Source organism: Paenisporosarcina sp. TG20, assembly GCF_000286315.1.
Classification (GTDB): domain Bacteria; phylum Bacillota; class Bacilli; order Bacillales_A; family Planococcaceae; genus Paenisporosarcina.
On sequence record NZ_ALJG01000285.1, the window covers coordinates 1 to 16,913 of the forward strand.

The 16,913-nt window shown below is 37.7% G+C and carries 18 protein-coding genes; 12 read left to right on the forward strand and 6 right to left on the reverse strand.

The genetic code is table 11. The features are described from left to right. Window positions 1-172: 172 nt before the first annotated feature. Entirely contained in the window at window positions 173-1,912 is a 1,740-nt protein-coding gene (locus B371_RS0109255) for a carbon starvation protein A (protein WP_019414029.1), read from the reverse strand. 266 nt (window positions 1,913-2,178) lie between these two features. On the opposite strand from B371_RS0109255, the gene ilvD reads away from it, so the two are divergent. The 5 genes from ilvD (at window position 2,179) to B371_RS0109280 (ending at window position 8,119) form a co-directional block, all read left to right on the forward strand. Then, window positions 2,179-3,864 (forward strand): dihydroxy-acid dehydratase, encoded by a 1,686-nt coding sequence (gene ilvD / locus B371_RS0109260; RefSeq protein ID WP_019414030.1) that lies wholly within the window; start codon window positions 2,179-2,181, stop codon window positions 3,862-3,864. Window positions 3,865-3,882: 18 nt separating this feature from the next. Beyond that, window positions 3,883-5,268 (forward strand): FAD-binding oxidoreductase, encoded by a 1,386-nt coding sequence (locus B371_RS0109265; protein ID WP_040681220.1) that lies wholly within the window; start codon window positions 3,883-3,885, stop codon window positions 5,266-5,268. 28 nt (window positions 5,269-5,296) lie between these two features. Then, on the forward strand, window positions 5,297-6,304 hold the full coding sequence (locus B371_RS0109270) for a TRAP transporter substrate-binding protein (RefSeq protein WP_019414032.1): 1,008 nt from the start codon (window positions 5,297-5,299) through the stop codon (window positions 6,302-6,304). A 67-nt stretch (window positions 6,305-6,371) separates the two neighbouring features. Continuing rightward, a complete protein-coding gene (locus tag B371_RS0109275; protein ID WP_019414033.1) occupies window positions 6,372-6,842 on the forward strand; it encodes a TRAP transporter small permease in 471 nt (156 codons plus the stop codon). 2 nt (window positions 6,843-6,844) lie between these two features. Continuing rightward, window positions 6,845-8,119 (forward strand): TRAP transporter large permease, encoded by a 1,275-nt coding sequence (locus B371_RS0109280; RefSeq protein ID WP_019414034.1) that lies wholly within the window; start codon window positions 6,845-6,847, stop codon window positions 8,117-8,119. Between the two features lie 152 nt (window positions 8,120-8,271). Here the strand turns inward: B371_RS0109280 and B371_RS0109285 are convergent, their stop codons facing one another. Then, window positions 8,272-8,787 (reverse strand): YhcN/YlaJ family sporulation lipoprotein, encoded by a 516-nt coding sequence (locus tag B371_RS0109285; RefSeq protein WP_019414035.1) that lies wholly within the window; start codon window positions 8,785-8,787, stop codon window positions 8,272-8,274. A 188-nt stretch (window positions 8,788-8,975) separates the two neighbouring features. Here B371_RS0109285 and B371_RS0109290 point away from each other — a divergent pair, with 188 nt between their 5' ends. After that, on the forward strand, window positions 8,976-9,917 hold the full coding sequence (locus B371_RS0109290; protein ID WP_050995794.1) for a M23 family metallopeptidase: 942 nt from the start codon (window positions 8,976-8,978) through the stop codon (window positions 9,915-9,917). Between the two features lie 69 nt (window positions 9,918-9,986). Here B371_RS0109290 and B371_RS24065 read toward each other — a convergent pair whose 3' ends face one another. Further along, a complete protein-coding gene (locus tag B371_RS24065) occupies window positions 9,987-10,352 on the reverse strand; it encodes a hypothetical protein (protein ID WP_019414037.1) in 366 nt (121 codons plus the stop codon). Between the two features lie 48 nt (window positions 10,353-10,400). Next, window positions 10,401-10,721, reverse strand: coding sequence for a BsuPI-related putative proteinase inhibitor (locus tag B371_RS24070; RefSeq protein ID WP_019414038.1), 321 nt, complete (start codon window positions 10,719-10,721; stop codon window positions 10,401-10,403). 188 nt (window positions 10,722-10,909) lie between these two features. On the opposite strand from B371_RS24070, the gene B371_RS0109300 reads away from it, so the two are divergent. The 3 genes from B371_RS0109300 to B371_RS0109310 all read left to right on the forward strand — a co-directional run bounded on the left by B371_RS0109300 (window position 10,910) and on the right by B371_RS0109310 (window position 12,224). Next, complete coding sequence (locus tag B371_RS0109300) at window positions 10,910-11,194, forward strand: hypothetical protein (protein ID WP_019414039.1); 285 nt, start codon at window positions 10,910-10,912, stop codon at window positions 11,192-11,194. A 26-nt stretch (window positions 11,195-11,220) separates the two neighbouring features. Continuing rightward, on the forward strand, window positions 11,221-11,640 hold the full coding sequence (locus B371_RS0109305) for a DUF1801 domain-containing protein (RefSeq protein ID WP_019414040.1): 420 nt from the start codon (window positions 11,221-11,223) through the stop codon (window positions 11,638-11,640). A 113-nt stretch (window positions 11,641-11,753) separates the two neighbouring features. After that, window positions 11,754-12,224, forward strand: coding sequence for a GNAT family N-acetyltransferase (locus tag B371_RS0109310; protein ID WP_019414041.1), 471 nt, complete (start codon window positions 11,754-11,756; stop codon window positions 12,222-12,224). A 571-nt stretch (window positions 12,225-12,795) separates the two neighbouring features. Here B371_RS0109310 and solA read toward each other — a convergent pair. Both solA and B371_RS22905 read right to left on the reverse strand, forming a co-directional pair. After that, window positions 12,796-13,563 (reverse strand): N-methyl-L-tryptophan oxidase, encoded by a 768-nt coding sequence (gene solA / locus B371_RS21615; RefSeq protein WP_369751096.1) that lies wholly within the window; start codon window positions 13,561-13,563, stop codon window positions 12,796-12,798. Between the two features lie 173 nt (window positions 13,564-13,736). Beyond that, a complete protein-coding gene (locus tag B371_RS22905) occupies window positions 13,737-14,066 on the reverse strand; it encodes a CHY zinc finger protein (RefSeq protein WP_083844969.1) in 330 nt (109 codons plus the stop codon). A 186-nt stretch (window positions 14,067-14,252) separates the two neighbouring features. Here B371_RS22905 and B371_RS0109320 point away from each other — a divergent pair, with 186 nt between their 5' ends. From B371_RS0109320 to B371_RS0109335, 3 genes are all read left to right on the forward strand, one after another. Further along, the gene (locus B371_RS0109320; RefSeq protein ID WP_019414042.1) at window positions 14,253-14,582 is read left to right on the forward strand and encodes a PadR family transcriptional regulator; all 330 of its coding nucleotides are present in this window, start codon (window positions 14,253-14,255) and stop codon (window positions 14,580-14,582) included. 87 nt (window positions 14,583-14,669) lie between these two features. Next, window positions 14,670-15,713, forward strand: coding sequence for a DUF2812 domain-containing protein (locus B371_RS22420; protein ID WP_019414043.1), 1,044 nt, complete (start codon window positions 14,670-14,672; stop codon window positions 15,711-15,713). A gap of 156 nt (window positions 15,714-15,869) precedes the next feature. Next, window positions 15,870-16,166, forward strand: coding sequence for a DUF3817 domain-containing protein (locus B371_RS0109335; RefSeq protein ID WP_019414044.1), 297 nt, complete (start codon window positions 15,870-15,872; stop codon window positions 16,164-16,166). Window positions 16,167-16,913 lie beyond the last annotated feature (747 nt).

Below are 16,913 nucleotides of genomic sequence, written 5' to 3' on the forward strand. Positions count from 1 at the left end.
GCCTGTAACGGAAATTATACCTGAAACCAAAGTCGATACTATATGGAATGTCGTTCTAGATTGATACTTAAATCATTTGTCTTAAAGGAACGGGCGTACTTTTCCCGGTTTTTCTTATAAATATAAGAAAGGAATCATCTCACAATGATCCCTTTCCTTTACCCAATTATATTTATTCTTCAATATCAATTTTTGCGAGTTCAGTACTTCTTAATGCGGAAATGGCAGTTAAAATAATCCAAATCGCAAATCCCATTATGATTGCCCCAAATACGAAGAGTAGTGAATTCGAATTACTACCCCACCATGACCACTGGAATACAACCTGTTGAACCATAGCCCATAGCGTCATACATAAAAGAAAGACCATTGGGATGAATGTTACTAAGTAATTGCGTCCAAGTCTCTTCAGCCAAATAGAGATAAGTAGTAAACTGATCCCAGCTAATAATTGATTGGCTGTACCGAATAGGGGCCAAAGAAGATAACCACCTGAGCCGAAGCCATTTGGTCCTTCAGGAATTAGCACGAGCGCGGCACTAGAAACAACAGCAATCGTTGTAGCCACATGTGTTTTTGCTATTACAGGAACATTGTACTCAACACCAAGCTCGGCGATAATATAGCGCATGAGTCGAACGGATGTATCAAGTGTGGTAGCGGCAAAACTTACGACAATGATCGATACAATCGTTGCGGCAATATTAGCCGGGATACCTAAGCCAGTTGCAAGTTGACTTCCCCCTTGAATAAATGATCCAAGACCGCTCGCACTAGCCGCACCAAAGCTGCTATACGTAGCTAAAAATTCTTCTTTCGATGGGAACAAGGTTATCACGGCAATAATGGCAATAAGTGCAAGAACTCCTTCGCCAACTGCTCCTAAGTACCCAACAAAACGTGCGTCTGTTTCTTTGTTTAATTGTTTCGAGGATGTTCCGGATGACACAAGTCCGTGAAACCCTGAAATAGCACCACAAGCAATTGTAATAAATAGCAACGGGAACCAAGAAACATCATCGGCGCCAGGGTTTGTTATGGGTGCTGTGATTGTAGGGTTTGTTAATAACAGACCAAGGTACAAGATCCCCAACCCAACGATCAGTTGATGGGAGTTGATAAAATCACGTGGTTGTAGAAGTTTCCAAACTGGCAAAGTAGAAGCGATATAAACATAAACCATTAAGACGATGATCCAAATGAAGAAAGCGGTGGAAACAGCTCCGAGTCCAAAGAGTCCTGCACCTGCTTCGCCACCCATGTATCGTACAAGGTCAATCTGTAGGAAGCCGTATTGAGCAGACATTATGGCTACGAAATACATTACACCCAGTGCAATTACAGAAGGAACAAGCATTTTAGCATTCTTTTTATATACCGCATGCCCAATCCAAAGTGCTAACGGAATCTGAATAAACACTGGCAAGACACTTGCCGGAAATGAAATAAATAATTTCGCAATAACCCAGGCAAATACTGCGTTAACCATTAAAACGAGAATAAGTATGATGAAGAGAAATAAAATCTTTGCCCGTTGACCAATTAGTTTGTTTGCTAGTGTTCCAATTGATTGACCTTTATTGCGTACAGAGATTACTAGTGTTCCAAAATCATGTACTCCTGCAGCAAATACAGTACCAAGTACAACCCATATAATTGCAGGTAACCAGCCCCAATAAACGGCAATCGCAGGACCAAGAATTGGTGCAGCCCCAGCGACGGAGGTGAAATGGTGCCCCCAAAGTATAAATTTATTGGTTGGGACAAAATCCACACCATCTTTAAAACGATGAGCAGGTGTTACATAATTTGGATCTAGTCGAAATATTTTCTCTGCTAAAAACTTTGAATAAAAGCGATATCCAACAATAAAAATAAAAATACTAACAGATGCTAACGCAATTGCATTCAATAAAATACCCCCCATAAATTCAGATTTTTATAATGTTATATAAGGTATTCTATGAAACACATAAATATGTAAACGTGTTCACTTATGCATGAATTTTGGCCACTAGAATTAAATTATAAAAACAAAAAAATATAATGCATAAAGACTTAAATATTTTATTAAATACTAGAGTTCACATTTAAAAAAAAGATTAATATTAAATTCATTGAATTTTTTGAAAATCTGTCTATACTAGTACTAATAGAAAAGAAAGGATTGAATATAAGATGACAAAGGATTTACGCATAAATAGTAAAGTATTTAGTGAAGGAGCGATGAAGGCTCCAAACCGTGCCATGTTAAGGGCAGTTGGAGTCACTGATGAAGATTTTAAAAAGCCGATGATTGGTGTCGCTAGCACTTGGAGTGAAGTAACGCCATGTAATATACATATTCATGATTTGGCGGTCAGCGCGAAAAAAGGTGCAAGAGAAGCGGGTGGCGTACCATTCATATTTAATACGATTACTGTGTCAGATGGAATTTCAATGGGAACAGAAGGTATGCGATTTTCACTCCCGAGCCGGGACGTAATTGCTGATTCTATTGAGACAGTGGTCGGGGCAGAAAGTTTAGATGGTCTTGTAGCAATCGGTGGTTGTGACAAAAATATTCCAGGATGCTTAATCGCTATTGCGAATTCTGATGTACCAGCAGTTTTTGTTTATGGAGGAACAATATCTCCAGGCGTCCATGATGGTCAAAATATTGATATCGTTTCTGTGTTTGAAGGTGTTGGTCGTCATAACAATGGGGACATTAATGACGATACACTTCGAAAAATTGAATGTAACGCTTGTCCTGGTGCAGGTTCATGTGGTGGTATGTATACAGCAAATACGATGGCATCTGCAGCTGAGGCAATGGGTATGAGTTTACCAGGAAGTTCATCGAATCCCGCTCAGTCGGATTTGAAATTACAAGATTGCGCAGCTGCTGGGGCCGCTGTTTATAACTTACTAGAGCAAGAGATTTATCCTAAAGATATCATGACAAAAGAAGCATTTGAAAATGCGATTACGGTCGTTATGGCGCTCGGAGGATCAACAAATGCTGTTTTACATTTATTATCGATTGCTCACGCTATTGAAGTTGATTTGACCATTGATGATTTTAATGAAATTCAAAAGAAAACTCCGCATATTGCAGATTTGAAACCAAGCGGTAAATATGTAATGGAAGATTTGCATAAAGTCGGTGGAGTTCAAGCTGTAATGAAAGTACTACTAGAAGCAGGCTATCTTCATGGAGATTGTATGACTGTTACTGGAAAAACAATCGCCGAAAACTTAAAGGATGCACCAAGCCTGAAAGAAGGGCAGCAAGTTATTTTGCCGTTTGACAAACCCTACAGAACAGACGGTCCATTAATTGTATTAAAAGGAAATTTATCACCTAGTGGAGGCGTAGCGAAAGTTTCTGGAGTCAAAGTGAAAGTGCATACTGGGCCAGCTAGAGTATTCAATAATGAAAAAGATGCAACTGCAGCTGTAATGGCAAATGAAATCAATGAAGGGGATGTTTTGGTAATTCGCTATGTAGGTCCAAAAGGTGGACCCGGAATGCCAGAAATGCTTTCCATATCTGCCATTCTTGTTGGAAAAGGGATGGGCGAAAAAGTGGCCTTAATTACTGATGGTAGATTCTCTGGTGGGACTCATGGACTTGTTGTGGGGCATATCGCACCCGAGGCACAAGTTGGAGGACCTATTGCTTTATTAAAAGAAGGAGACTTAATCACGATTAATTCAGACAAACAAGAGATCTTTATGGAAGTTTCAGAAGTTGAACTTGAAGAGCGCAGAAAAGCATGGGTAGCCCCTCCGCTTTATAAAAAAGGTGTACTTGGGAAGTATGCTCATAATGTATCCTGTTCATCAAAAGGCGCAGTAACGGACTTTCTAAATAGATAAAGTTTATTGGATTCATGGATGAAAAGGGGTAGTAGAGTGAGTTATTTAGAAGAACTAAGGAAAGCACTCTCTCCTGAGAGAGTTTCAATTAATGAAGGTATCTTGGATCAACATAGTAAGGATGAATCTTACCATAAACCTTTTTTACCAGACGCGGTTATTTTCCCTGTTAGTGCGGAAGAAGTCAGCAATGTTATGAAAGTAGCTGAAAAATACAAGATTCCTCTAATCCCTTTTGGTTTAGGGACCAGCTTAGAAGGACATGTGATTCCCTATAGTGGAGGAATATCAGTTGATTTCTCCTTAATGGATCAGATTTTAGAAGTTTATCCAAATGATTTTTTAGTAAAAGTTCAACCTGGTGTAACACGTTCCAAGTTAAATCAAGAATTAAAAAAACATGGGTTATTCTTTTCAGTCGATCCAGGAGCGGACGCAACACTTGGTGGTATGGCAGCGACGAACGCAAGTGGCACAACTTCTGTCCGATATGGCATAATGCGTGACCAAGTAAGGGATATGGAAGTCGTGCTTGCTAATGGCACAATCATGCATACAGGAAATATGGCGACCAAGTCATCATCTGGTTATAACTTAAACGGATTATTTGTTGGATCTGAAGGGACCTTAGGATGTTTTACTGAATTGACATTGCGCGTCTATGGAATTCCTGAAATGATTGTTGCGGGTAGGGCATCTTTCGCAACAATAGGGCAAGCAGTGGATACAGTTGTCAGCATTCTTTCGGCGGGTATTCAAGTGGCTAGAATAGAATTAGTTGATCAGCAATCCATCTCGCACGTAAATGTTTACAGCGGAACAGACTACCTTGAGATGCCAACCCTGTTCTTGGAGTTTCATGGTAATGAAGCAGGCTTAATGCAAGACATGGAATTTGCAAAAGAGATTTTAGCAGACAACAACTGTACTGATTTTCAATTTGAAAAAGACTCACAGTCACGCAATACACTTTGGGATGCCCGACATAACTTAGCATACGCAGTCATGAGGGCATATCCTGGTAAAAAGATGATGGTAACGGATGTTTGTTTGCCTATATCGGAATTGGCGAACGGCATAGAGTCTGCAATAGAGGCATTAGCATCTTACGAATTACAAGGCGGTATTGTAGGCCATGTGGGTGATGGAAATTATCATGTTTTATTAATGTTGGATGTTACTGATGAAGAAGAAATTAAAAAAGCAGATGAGTTTAACAGACATATCGTAGAATTTGCACTCAACAAAGGCGGGTCATGTACAGGAGAACATGGCGTCGGGGTTGGTAAAATGAAATATCAGTCACTTGAGCATGGTAATTCCTTACAAGTAATGAAAGCTCTGAAAAAGACGCTTGATCCTTATAATATTCTTAATCCAGGTAAAATTTTTACTATTGATTGATAGAACAACAATAATTGGAGGAATCAATTTGAAAAGAAAATTAGGGTTTATTTCAGTAATATTAGCTGGGGCATTAACATTAACTGCATGCGGAGAATCGGGTAATGGAACAACGACAACTGATGATCCAAATGAAGTCTACACATTACAAGCAGGTCATTCATTGCCAGATAGTCATCCTTACCATTTAGCATTCTTAGAAATGGCAAAGAATGTGGAAGAGCGTACCGATGGACAAGTGATTATTGAAGTATTTGCTAACAGTGAAATTGGAGCTGAACGTGAGTTAACTGAAGGAATGACACTTGGAACAGTAGATTTGGTTGTATCTTCTACTGCTCCAGTTACCAATTTTGTTCCAGAATTAGGGGTACTTGATGTTCCATTTATATTTAAGGATCGAGCATCAGCTGTAAACGTGCTAGAAGGTGAAATAGGGGATGAAATATTTGCCAAGATGGAGGAGAACGGAATCATTGGTCTTTCTTGGGGGGAAAATGGGTATCGCCATATCACGAATAGTAAACACCCAATAAATACACCTGAAGATTTAAAAGGGCTTAAAATTAGAACTCAAGAAAACACAATACATCTTGCTGCATTTGAGGCACTTGGGGCTCAACCAACACCAATGGCATGGACAGAAGCAATCACTGCACTTCAACAAGGTGTTGTTGATGCACAGGAAAATCCAGCGATTGTAGCAGACCAGTTCAACCTACATGAAGCAAATCAAAAATACATGACATTAACTGGTCATGTTTATTCTGTAGCAGTCTACATGATGAGTAAACAAACCTATGATGAACTACCAGAAGAATTAAGAGATATTGTTGTTGAAGAAGGACAGAAAGCTGGAGCTAAAGAGCGTGACCTCATCGTCGAAATGGAAAAAGAATCACTTAAAACACTTAAAGAAAATGGAGTAGAAATTATTGAAAATGTTGACGTTACTCCTTTCCAGGAAGCTGTTAAACCTGTATATGAAACAATTGAACATCAGGAATTATTAAATAGAATTCTGGATGCTCAATAGACGGCAGAATAAGTATTAATAAAAAAGAGAGGATAATTTCTCTCTTTTTTATTATAGGGGGAAGTCCATGGCCAGATATATTAATTATATGAATATGGGAATAAAACATTTTTTAAATGTGATTTTAGCAGTGTTGGTAATAGCTGTTTTTTTACAAGTTATTTTTCGTTTTGTATTACAACAACCTCTAGCATGGACGGAAGAATTAGCAAGATATTGTCTCGTGTGGCTGACCTTTTTAGGAGCAGCTTATGCGATGTCAATGAAAGCACACATCGGTATGGAAGTTTTCGTGAAGTTGTTTGCACTTTCAATCCAAAAAGTTTTATACGTAATAGCTACAATTGCAAGCCTTATGTTTTTCTTGCTAATGGTTGTGCAAGGGTATGATTTGGCGGTCCAATCCATGACGCAATTGTCTCCAGTATTAAGAATCCCAATGGGAATTATATACGCGGTGATCCCACTAAGTGGCTTTATACTGATCGTCAATATGGCATCCCAGTTCACTAAAGACTTCAATAGTGGGGGTGTCTAATAATGGCTATACTGTTGTTTGTATTGCTGATTGTATTATTTATGATTAATGTTCCAATAGCGGTGGCATTAGGTTTGGCATCAGCACTCATATTTTTTATTGATGGGAATGTATCGTTAATTGTTATTATGCAGCGGATGTTTAATTCGGTGGATTCTTTTCCATTGATGGCGATTCCTTTCTTTATTTTAGCAGGGAAGCTAATGGAGAGCGGAGGGATATCTAGACGCTTAATCCATTTGGCCAACGTAATTTTCGGAAGAATTAAGGGAGGACTAGCTATTGTATCTATCGTGGCTTGTGCCTTTTTTGCAGCTATTTCTGGATCAGCAGCTGCTACAACAGCGGCTGTTGGAGCATTATTGATACCAGCGATGGTCAAAAAGGGATACGATAAGAGTTTTTCAACGGCTGTACAAGCTGCTGGTGGAACAATTGGTGTAATGATTCCTCCAAGCGTTCCTCTTGTATTATATGGTGTTACCGCTGGTGTATCAGTAAGCAGTTTGTTTATTGCGGGAATTCTTCCTGGTCTTTTAGTAGTAGGTTCACTAATCATATTGGTGTATATTATTTCGCTTATAAAAGGGTATGGTGGAGGAGAGAAATATAATGTAATCGATTTCTTTAAAGCTCTTGCTGATGCTTTATTAGCTTTGTTAATGCCCATTATTATTTTAGGCGGCATTTATGGTGGGATTTTCACACCAACTGAAGCGGCGGTTGTAGCTGTTGTGTATGGATTAATCGTGGGAGTGGTAATTTATCGGGAAATAAAGATTAAGGATTTAGTGGAAATATTTGCATCTTCAGTTGTGGTGACATCCGTCATTATGTTCATAATTGCTGGTGCTTCTGTTTTCGGATATTTTTTAACGAGACAGCGAATTCCTGCTGAATTAACGGAAGCGATGCTTGGTGTCACTACGAATTGGATTGTTGCGCTATTAATTATCAATGCTTTATTACTAATATGCGGTGCTTTCCTGGAAACGTCCGCAGCCATCATAATATTAACACCAATTCTTGTACCAATAGTTAGTGCGTTGGAAATTGACTTAGTGCATTTTGGTATTATCATGATTGTTAATTTAGCCATCGGTTTTATTACGCCACCAGTAGGAATAAACCTTTTTGTGGCAGCAAATATAGCTGGGACAAAATTTGAAAGTTTAATGAAGGCTATTGTTCCATTTATTGTTGTAATGGTAATTGATGTGATCATCATTTCATTTATCCCAAGCATCAGTTTGTTTTTGGTAGGCCTTGGGGATTAGCCTGATACAAAAGTTGATGTACCAAAAGTCATTTAAAGATCAGCCTTCTCATATTAGAAGTAATCCTGTAAAAGGTCCACAGAGTTAAAAAAGGTAAAGAAAAACGTTTGTTTTTCTTTACCTTTTTATTTTAAGAACTAATTACCATTAGGTTAACCTTGAGTAGGGAACATTCTATTCACAACATCAGTAAATTCTTCAAAAAAGCCTTCAATCGGTTCGCCTGCATCAATTTTATTACCGTAGTCTTCCATTTGTGCTACAAAATCTGGGTTTACGGAAATATATACGTTCTCAATTGTATCCTTTTTCTCTTTCACATGTTCTGAAATCCTGCCCTCGATTTGTTCAATCTCCTCTGTATCTCCATGTAATCCTACCGCTACATAAGCATTATTTTCAGTAATGATTACAGTTGCAGTATCCACTTCTTCCATCTCAGTAATTCTTTCAGCAATGTCATCAGCCTTTTCTAATTGTGCTTGCTCACCGTTATTCTCTTCTGTGTTTTCTGTACCTTCTGTTGTATCAGTAGTATCAGTGGTTTCCTCTGTATTTACATCAGTCGCTGCATCATTATCATTGGTAGTTTCTTCATCGTTTCCACCACAACCCACCAATGTAATACTAAGCATTAAGGCTGTAAGTAACATCCCTGTTTTTTTCATTAAATTATATCCACTCCTAATCAAAGTATTTGTTGCTTATAGATTGCTCTTTTATCGTTTTTTTATGTATTCCTTCTGTTTATGAATTTACAAATACTTATGAAAAAATCGAAATAGGATATTCTAAAAGGATATAAAGGAGGAATCGTGTGAGACAATTGAGTTTTTTTATAATTTACGTTGTTCTTATGTGTTTTTTATTTTTCAATGTTGTCTCTGCAAAAGAGGAACCAACAAAAGAAGAACGTCTTGAAAAACGTATGTCCTATTACTTGAAATATGAGAGCCTTATTGTTCCTTGGTATCATTTAGCTGCAATAGATCAGTTCGAGCGAAATATTCAACAGGTTAGAAATGATATACCGAAAAAGGAAAGCATAATTGCTATTCAATTTTCTGACGAGTATTGGTCTGGAACACTTAATCCTAATAAAAAAGATATATCTCCTGGATCCCTTACCTACTTTGATGGAAAGGGTCTAGATGGTAATGGAGACGGTTATGCTGATCCTAATCACGATGAGGATGTACTTTATACAATGGCTACTTACTTGAGTAAATACGGAGAATCTAAAAAGGATTTTAAATTGGCTTTATGGGAATATTATAAGAGTGAAGAAACCGTCAACCAAATTATGACGATTGCAAGTTTATATCAACATTTTAACAGCTTAGATTTAGGTGAACACGTCTTTCCAATTCCAAGCAACCATCACTATAGTTACAAAGGAACATGGGGAGCTAATAGAGGGTTTGGTGGTAGACGAATTCATGAAGGTACTGATTTGTATGCTAATTATGGAGTTCCTGTAGTGTCAACGTCTTATGGAATCGTCGAGGTAATGGGCTGGAATGACTATGGAGGTTGGAGAGTAGGAATTCGAGATATACAAAACACGTACCACTACTATGCTCATTTAGGTAGTTTTAATCAAGAAATTAAAGAAGGAGATATTGTAGAATTAGGTACTATTATTGGCTACGTAGGAAGTTCAGGATACGGTAAGAAAGGAACTTCTGGCCGGTTTCCACCTCATCTCCACTACGGTATGTATAAATATAACGGGCGAACAGAGTGGGCGTTTGATCCATACCCTCATCTAAGGATTTGGGAGAAACAGGGTAAATAATGTCTGTTAAATACGAACAGGTAGCAGCATTCCAGAAGTACCGGGATGCTGCTACCTGTGGTTGAAAATTTATTCTTTAGTAGCTGATTGAATGATTTTTTGTCCATCAATTTTGATGTAAAAAACGGTGATTTTTGTTTCGGTTTCCAATTCGCCAAAGAACGGTTTTACTTCTTCAGTTAACCTCATTGCTTCTGCTTCGTTCGATTCGTTTATCACTTCAATTGAATTTAAATCTTGAAGTCCTACATACGTTACAAGAGCTTCTTCTATCAAAAGCTTTTCTTCTGCTTTAGAATTTTCCTCACTCAATCCATCCCAGAAGATTTCCTTGTTAACTTTCCAATCCTTAGCTTCATTGGCAATTGACCATACCTCAAGTGTATATTTTCCAGGTTCTAATGCTTTAAGGCCTTCGGTTAAGTCAATATCCATTTGAAGAGACTCTCCTGGTTTGAGGACCTTTTCTTCTAACGCTTGTGATTACATTTTGTCGTCAGAATAGGTGTAAACAACACTATTTGTATTGTCGATTAGGTGATAATCGAAATACTGTGAACTATTCATAGTTAATGTAACATCTTCAGTCTTGTCATTTCTTAGCTCAAAAACATACTGATAGTCCTCATCCTGTACCTCTACAAGGCTTGGTACTACTGAACCTGCAACGATTCCACTGTTTTCTTCTCCAGACCCGGACGTCTTGTCTTCATCTCCACTATTGGCTGCTGTTCCACAACCCGCTAGCATCAAGACAATACCAATCAATGACAACAATTTTAATTTTATGTTATTAATTTTCATGATTTAAAATCTCCCTTCATTACCAATTAGACTGAGTAAAGTGTATAAGAGTTACAATCTTTCTAAAATTATAACGGAATTGTTTCACTCTGGATATAAGTATAATTATTTACCATTTAAAAAATTAAACATTCAAAACATATGGTAAAATATAGATGTGAATACTTATGAAAAGGGGCTATTGACTTATGAACGAACAGGTAAAGGGACTAAGCATCACCTCAATCTTATTAATAATTGTAGGTTTGCTTGCAATGTTTTTAAGTGTTTCAATGGGGGCTAAATTAGGGGAAAATTGGATAATTAAACAACAAGATGGGTTTGTTGATACGAGCCATTATATGTTAATCGTTGATACGTATACAACTAACTTTGTCGTATTAGGCAGTATATTAGTAAGTGCAGGAATACTGGTAGGTATTATTACGTACTTTACATTTATAATATTGGGAAATAAAACTAAAGAATCCTAATAACATTAAAAGGAAAGAGGATATTTATGTATGAGCTGAAAACAAAAGAAACAGAAAGCAGTGTCCTAGAATTTTTAGAAAAGGTTGAGAACCTGAAAAAACGAGAAGACGCATACAAATTACTTGATATTTTCACGGAAACTTCAGGATATCAAGCTAAAATGTGGGGACCCAGTATCATTGGATTCGGCACCTATCATTATAAATATGAATCTGGACATGAAGGCGATGCCGCACTAGTCGGTTTTTCACCTAGAAAGGCAAAAATCAGTCTATATTTTGCAACGGGTGATAACAAGAGGGAAGAATTATTAAAAAATTTTGGAAAGCATTCGAAAGGTAAAGCATGTGTATACATTAATAAAGTTGCCGATATAGATGTTGAAGTATTAAAAGCGTTAATAAACCAATCTGTAAGGTTTTTGAAAGAAAGATATCCAAACTAGTACAATTACAATTTTATACTTTTAAGCATTGGCTGAAGAATAATTTTTGATTTGTAAGGACTAAATAAGTTTAACAAATAGAATATCTTGTTTGGAGAAATGGGGGTATAGTTGTGGATGTTAAATTAGAAAAAGCGATTGAATCGGATGCTATTACTATTTTTGATCTTCAAGTAAGTGAATTTGTCCCGTTATTGAATAAATATAAGGACTATAACACAAACCCTGCCAATGAAACAATTGATAAAATAGTAAATAGAATAAATAATCCAAGTGGTGGATTTTACAAAATAATAGCAGATAATATTCTTGTAGGAGCTATATGTATATATTGGCAAGAGGAGTCCAGATTTTGGATAAGTCCTATGTTTATTCTTCATAATTACCAAGGACAAGGTATAGCCCAAAAAGCAATAAATTTGATAGAAAATATGTTCTCTAATGCAAAGAGTTGGGAATTAGCTACAATATTAGAGGAAGAGCGAACTTGTTATTTGTACGAGAAAATGGGATTCACTAAAACGGGTGTGGAAAAGACATTAAATGATAGTACAACACTGGTTTATTACAAAAAAATTTCGTAAAGCAGACCACTGTCATCGTAGTGTCTAATACGATATTTGTGGGGGCTGACCCAAGAGTCATATAATATGACTTTTAGAATTAGCCCTCTTTTTCATTTGATTTTGTGATTTCTCTGTTACAGGCAGACTCATACCGTAGGTGGTCAAGGGTTTCCTGTGGGGTCTCACAATGGTAGTATTCTGCTGGTCGGAACCCTAAAAATGGAAGAACAAGCCATTATGATTTTTTTAGTGAACTGAACCTGTCCAATGAGTATGGACTTAAATCAAAATCACTTTTTGCATCTAGACTCAACTGACTCAGTATTTCCCCTACGACACTACTGAACTTGAACCCATGTCCTGAAAAACCGATTGCCATGGTGTTTATCTATAATGAAATGTCCATCCAATGTATTTGTGTAGGTACATGTTCGTCCAGACTTATGTTCATTCAGTCTCGGGAGGTAGCTTGAGGCAAATGAGGCCACATCACCTATATCTTCAGGGTATACGCCAAACTGCTCCAGCTTCCTATCATTGGAAAATGGTTGTCCTCCATCGTGGCGTCCAATTTTAACACCTGTTCCGTTCAGACTCGGAAACCCGTAGTATAACTGGTCTGGAAGTTCAAAGGCAAATGCCGGGAATCGATCGGAACCATAGACACTTTCGTCTGACTTAACCATGAAAATGTTTTCCTAACTAACTGAAGGGGAAGGGTAAGACCCAGGAAAGCCAAGATGTCAGGGGTACCTTTCCCTGTTGCGATAATTAAGGAATTTCCCTTAATGGAACCCTGTTCGATTTCGACAGTAACCGTTCCGTCTACAATCGAAATTCCTGTTACTTTAGTATTCATTTTTAAAACAGCGCCATTTTCTACTGCCAGGTTCTTGTAGGTCCTTATACATGCTTCACTAAACAGGACACCTGAATTCTCTTCAAAACAACCGATCATATCATCCGGCACCAAAAACCCGCTCCACTTGTCATGAATTTCTTCAGAAGTCAGTTTTTGAACCGTTAAGGAATGTGTATCCGCACTTTTCAATATATTCAGTATGAACTCCGACTCCGGTGCACCCACTGTCAAGACGCCGGTCTTAGAAAAAAGCAACTCATTCGTTGATTCCTGCAGCTCATCCCATAGCTCCTGGGCCCTCAAAGCCATTGGGACATAACTGAGTCCTTCTCCGTATGCATGTCGAATGATCCGGGATTCACCATGGTGTGATCCTTCAGAATGAGGGGGATCATATGCATCTATCAACAATACCTTTTTTCCTTTTTTAGCTGTGTAATAACCAGCAGCCATTCCCATAGAGCCTGCACCGATTATAATGACATCATAATGCATTTTTCCACCTTCTCCATTTAATTAAGTACATGCTAGTGATTGTGGACATCTTTGTAATCGTTTATCTCATGATGCATCAGGCTGAAAGATTGATAAAATCTCTACTAAAATACGATAGTAAATATCCAATTAACCACCACTCCAATATTACTAGAACTATTGCGAGTAGATTGTTATACCTCGAAATATAAATGCTTATGGTTACTGCAGGAAGGATTAAAAGGACTTTGACAAGAAGGACATAGAGAATTACAAGATAAATAATCATTTATGGTAATCTCGGTTCCACAAGCCCCGCATAAAATTGCCAATTGATCAAATTGGTTCATAGGCCAAACTTGAGGGTTTTCACATCCTTCTACTTCATGACAGGAGAAACATGGATAATATGTATCGCAACAATAAAACTTAATGGCAATGCGGTCAATTTCCTTGTTGTAATGTTGGCAACGAGTTTCTTTATCTACACCTATGCCTTTAACGTGGTGACTATGAATGAGCATTTACAACACTCCTTTACAAGTCATTTAAACATAATTTTCTAGGAGAGTCACGGACAAGTTTTATTCTAAACAAATTTGCATGTAGATAGTATGGTTATATAATCCAAACACGCATTGACACTATATGTCACGTCGTGATACAGTCGTGTTGTGACGTAGTAATAGTATAAGAAGGTGATAATCAATATGGAAATTGAAAAAATAATAAAATCATATATTCCGATGACGGAGACAGCTTTTTATATTTTACTATCATTACCAATTCCGCGTCATGGTTACGGCATTATCAAGCATGTTGAAGAATTAACTGAAGGAAGGCTTGTACTTGGATCAGGAACCATTTACGGAACGTTGACGAAAATGCAACGTGATGGAATCATTACGATTTATGCAGATGAAAAAAGGAAAACCATATACGAAATTACGGATGTTGGGAAAGCGTTGATGCGACACGAAATGAATCGATTAAGAGAATTGCATGCTAATGCTTGGAAGTACAAGGAGGAATTCTTATGACGGTAAAGAAGTGGAGACCCTTTTGGAGTTATGATATCGAGAAGTCAGAGAGTTGGTTAAGGAAACTCTCAAAGTGAAGGGATTCAGTTGACCGGAATCAATCGAGTGACTCGGATGTTTTCTTTCGAACATGATGTTCCTGAAGACGTTCAATATCAAATCGTTTATGATAAATCGAGCAAAACCATGCCGAGATTATTAGAAGAATCTAGCTGGAGTGCTACTCTTTCCGATGGTAATTGGAAATTTTTAAAAAACAATTCTAAAGAGATAACTATATTTCCATCACGTGAAGGTATTGTGAAGAGAAACCGGATACATTTCTATATGTTGACTGGCCTTGCACTATTCTACGTAGCTCCATTACTAATGATGTTATCAACATTATGGGTCATACTTACAGATATTAATTCTGTTGAGCCAAGCCCGTATTGGTGGATAACTGCGGTGTTTTTCGTTCAAATCTTATTTGTTATAGGTCTTGCAATATATTTAACTACCAAATTGAAAGCTTTTGAACGGAAATTTTTCAGCGGAGCACTAGAGGTCGAAAGAATCCCTGATGAGACATTCACTAAGTGGAAATTCGGGTGGATATTTTCACCGGACTTAATGGAAAATTGGCTATCAGACAATGCTGAAAAAGGAAACCATCTTGTACGAATAGGCAAATCAGGAACGAGATTTATTTTTGAGAAAGGGGAACCGAAGCGAGTTTCATATGTATATGATTATCAATTAAAAACTACACCTTCTTATACAGATATTCACAAAAGTGCAGGGTGGCAATTGAAATACATATCGTCGCTTTCATTTACTAAGCATTCCATATGGGCACAAGAGTACAACAAAGGGGAAGAGAGACCTAGATTTACTTATGACGCTAAGGAGAAGAAAATACTAGTTAGAAAAGTGGTGCTTTCTAGTACTGTATTAGGACTTTATATTCTAGCAATTGCTATTTATGTTTTGTGGATAAATTTTTCCATTCAACATAATATGGGGTTGGATTTATTCAATCATTTCATGAAATGGGCATTAATCATCTCTCTATTGTCTCCTATAATTATCATGATTCGAACTATCAAGTATGCTATAAGAATGAAAAAATCCAATGAAATGTTTAACTAACTGATTTAGAATCGCTTGTGGAGAATAAAATTTAACACAAATCTGTGTCAATTCATTGAACCAAACTAAATAAATATCAAGGTATGCGGGAATCATGCTGTACATCACACCTTGGAGCTCTCTATAATAATATTGTAGAGAGTAGGAGGGTGTAAGATGTCTGGAAAGCCACTTGAGCGATTCCGTTTCATGGGATTACTAGAAGGTAGTTCTTTGTTGATTTTGTTATTCCTAGCCATGCCTTTAAAATATTTTGCTGGTATTCCAGAAGCAGTGAGTGTTGTTGGTGCCATTCACGGGTTTTTATTTGTTACTTATTGTTTAACCATCGCCTATATGACGTTTGTTGTGAAGTGGCCATTTATCTATAGTGTCATAGCAGTTATCGTTGCATTCATCCCTTTTGGGAATTTCCTTTTAGATCGAAGACTTGAAAAAATAAAAACAGTTTAAACGCCAGTAGGGATTTATTCCTTACTGGTTTTTTTGAAAAATAAGAAAGTATATAAAATTGGTGTGCTATGAATTCAGTATTCCCGTCATTTTAAGGAGTAGATTCTATTATGATACCGCTGATTTGCGCTTCAGGCGGACGCTTTCCATGGGGCGGGCGCGGTAAGCCTCCTCGGTCGCTGGCGAAAACATGTGCTCCTGCGGTTACTCGTCGCAAACGGATTGTGCACAATCCGTTCACTGCGGGGTCTCACCTGTCCCGCTGATCCCGTAGGAAAGAACAGGACCAAAGGGAATTTGGACCTGTTCTTTGCGACGAAGCTAGCGCAGCGATGCAGGAGCAGATGTTTTCCGCCGCCTTCCACTTCAATCAAGTAAATGTTTTCGAATTGAACATAAAAGAAAACACAACTGAAAACGAAGGGAGTATATGCTTTTTAAATGACAGAAAATCACTGGTAATTTAAGTAATAGAAACTGCAGAGGTTTGCATCATGAATACTGTCATTCTGGTATTTTGAACAAGTCTTCCCTTTTATAGAAATAGTGTAGGAGAAGTGCTCCTGCTATCTTTGTATAGCTCACGATTCAAATGCTTGTTACTCAAATTATAATTCGCTGCAATGATGGATAGATTCACACTAGTTGATTGAAGCGCAGGTGGCGACTTCTGCGGGATTAGCATGAGCTGAAGGCCCCGCAGGAACAAATGGAACGAAGGCTAAGAACGCCACGTCGTGTGGCAAC

Bases quoted from the DNA above. Each gene is read 5' to 3' on its own strand.
- B371_RS0109285 (WP_019414035.1), bottom strand. From the start codon at position 8,787: ATGAAAAAAACAGGGATGTTACTTACAGCCTTAATGCTTAGTATTACA.
- B371_RS24070 (WP_019414038.1), bottom strand. From the start codon at position 10,721: ATGAAAATTAATAACATAAAATTAAAATTGTTGTCATTGATTGGTATT.
- B371_RS24065 (WP_019414037.1), bottom strand. From the start codon at position 10,352: ATGGATATTGACTTAACCGAAGGCCTTAAAGCATTAGAACCTGGAAAA.
- B371_RS0109290 (WP_050995794.1), top strand. From the start codon at position 8,976: ATGTGTTTTTTATTTTTCAATGTTGTCTCTGCAAAAGAGGAACCAACA.
- solA (WP_369751096.1), bottom strand. From the start codon at position 13,563: ATGCATTATGATGTCATTATAATCGGTGCAGGCTCTATGGGAATGGCT.
- B371_RS0109300 (WP_019414039.1), top strand. From the start codon at position 10,910: ATGAACGAACAGGTAAAGGGACTAAGCATCACCTCAATCTTATTAATA.
- B371_RS0109280 (WP_019414034.1), top strand. From the start codon at position 6,845: ATGGCTATACTGTTGTTTGTATTGCTGATTGTATTATTTATGATTAAT.
- B371_RS0109305 (WP_019414040.1), top strand. From the start codon at position 11,221: ATGTATGAGCTGAAAACAAAAGAAACAGAAAGCAGTGTCCTAGAATTT.
- B371_RS0109265 (WP_040681220.1), top strand. From the start codon at position 3,883: ATGAAAAGGGGTAGTAGAGTGAGTTATTTAGAAGAACTAAGGAAAGCA.
- B371_RS0109335 (WP_019414044.1), top strand. From the start codon at position 15,870: ATGTCTGGAAAGCCACTTGAGCGATTCCGTTTCATGGGATTACTAGAA.
- B371_RS0109320 (WP_019414042.1), top strand. From the start codon at position 14,253: ATGGAAATTGAAAAAATAATAAAATCATATATTCCGATGACGGAGACA.
- B371_RS0109275 (WP_019414033.1), top strand. From the start codon at position 6,372: ATGGCCAGATATATTAATTATATGAATATGGGAATAAAACATTTTTTA.
- ilvD (WP_019414030.1), top strand. From the start codon at position 2,179: ATGACAAAGGATTTACGCATAAATAGTAAAGTATTTAGTGAAGGAGCG.
- B371_RS22905 (WP_083844969.1), bottom strand. From the start codon at position 14,066: ATGCTCATTCATAGTCACCACGTTAAAGGCATAGGTGTAGATAAAGAA.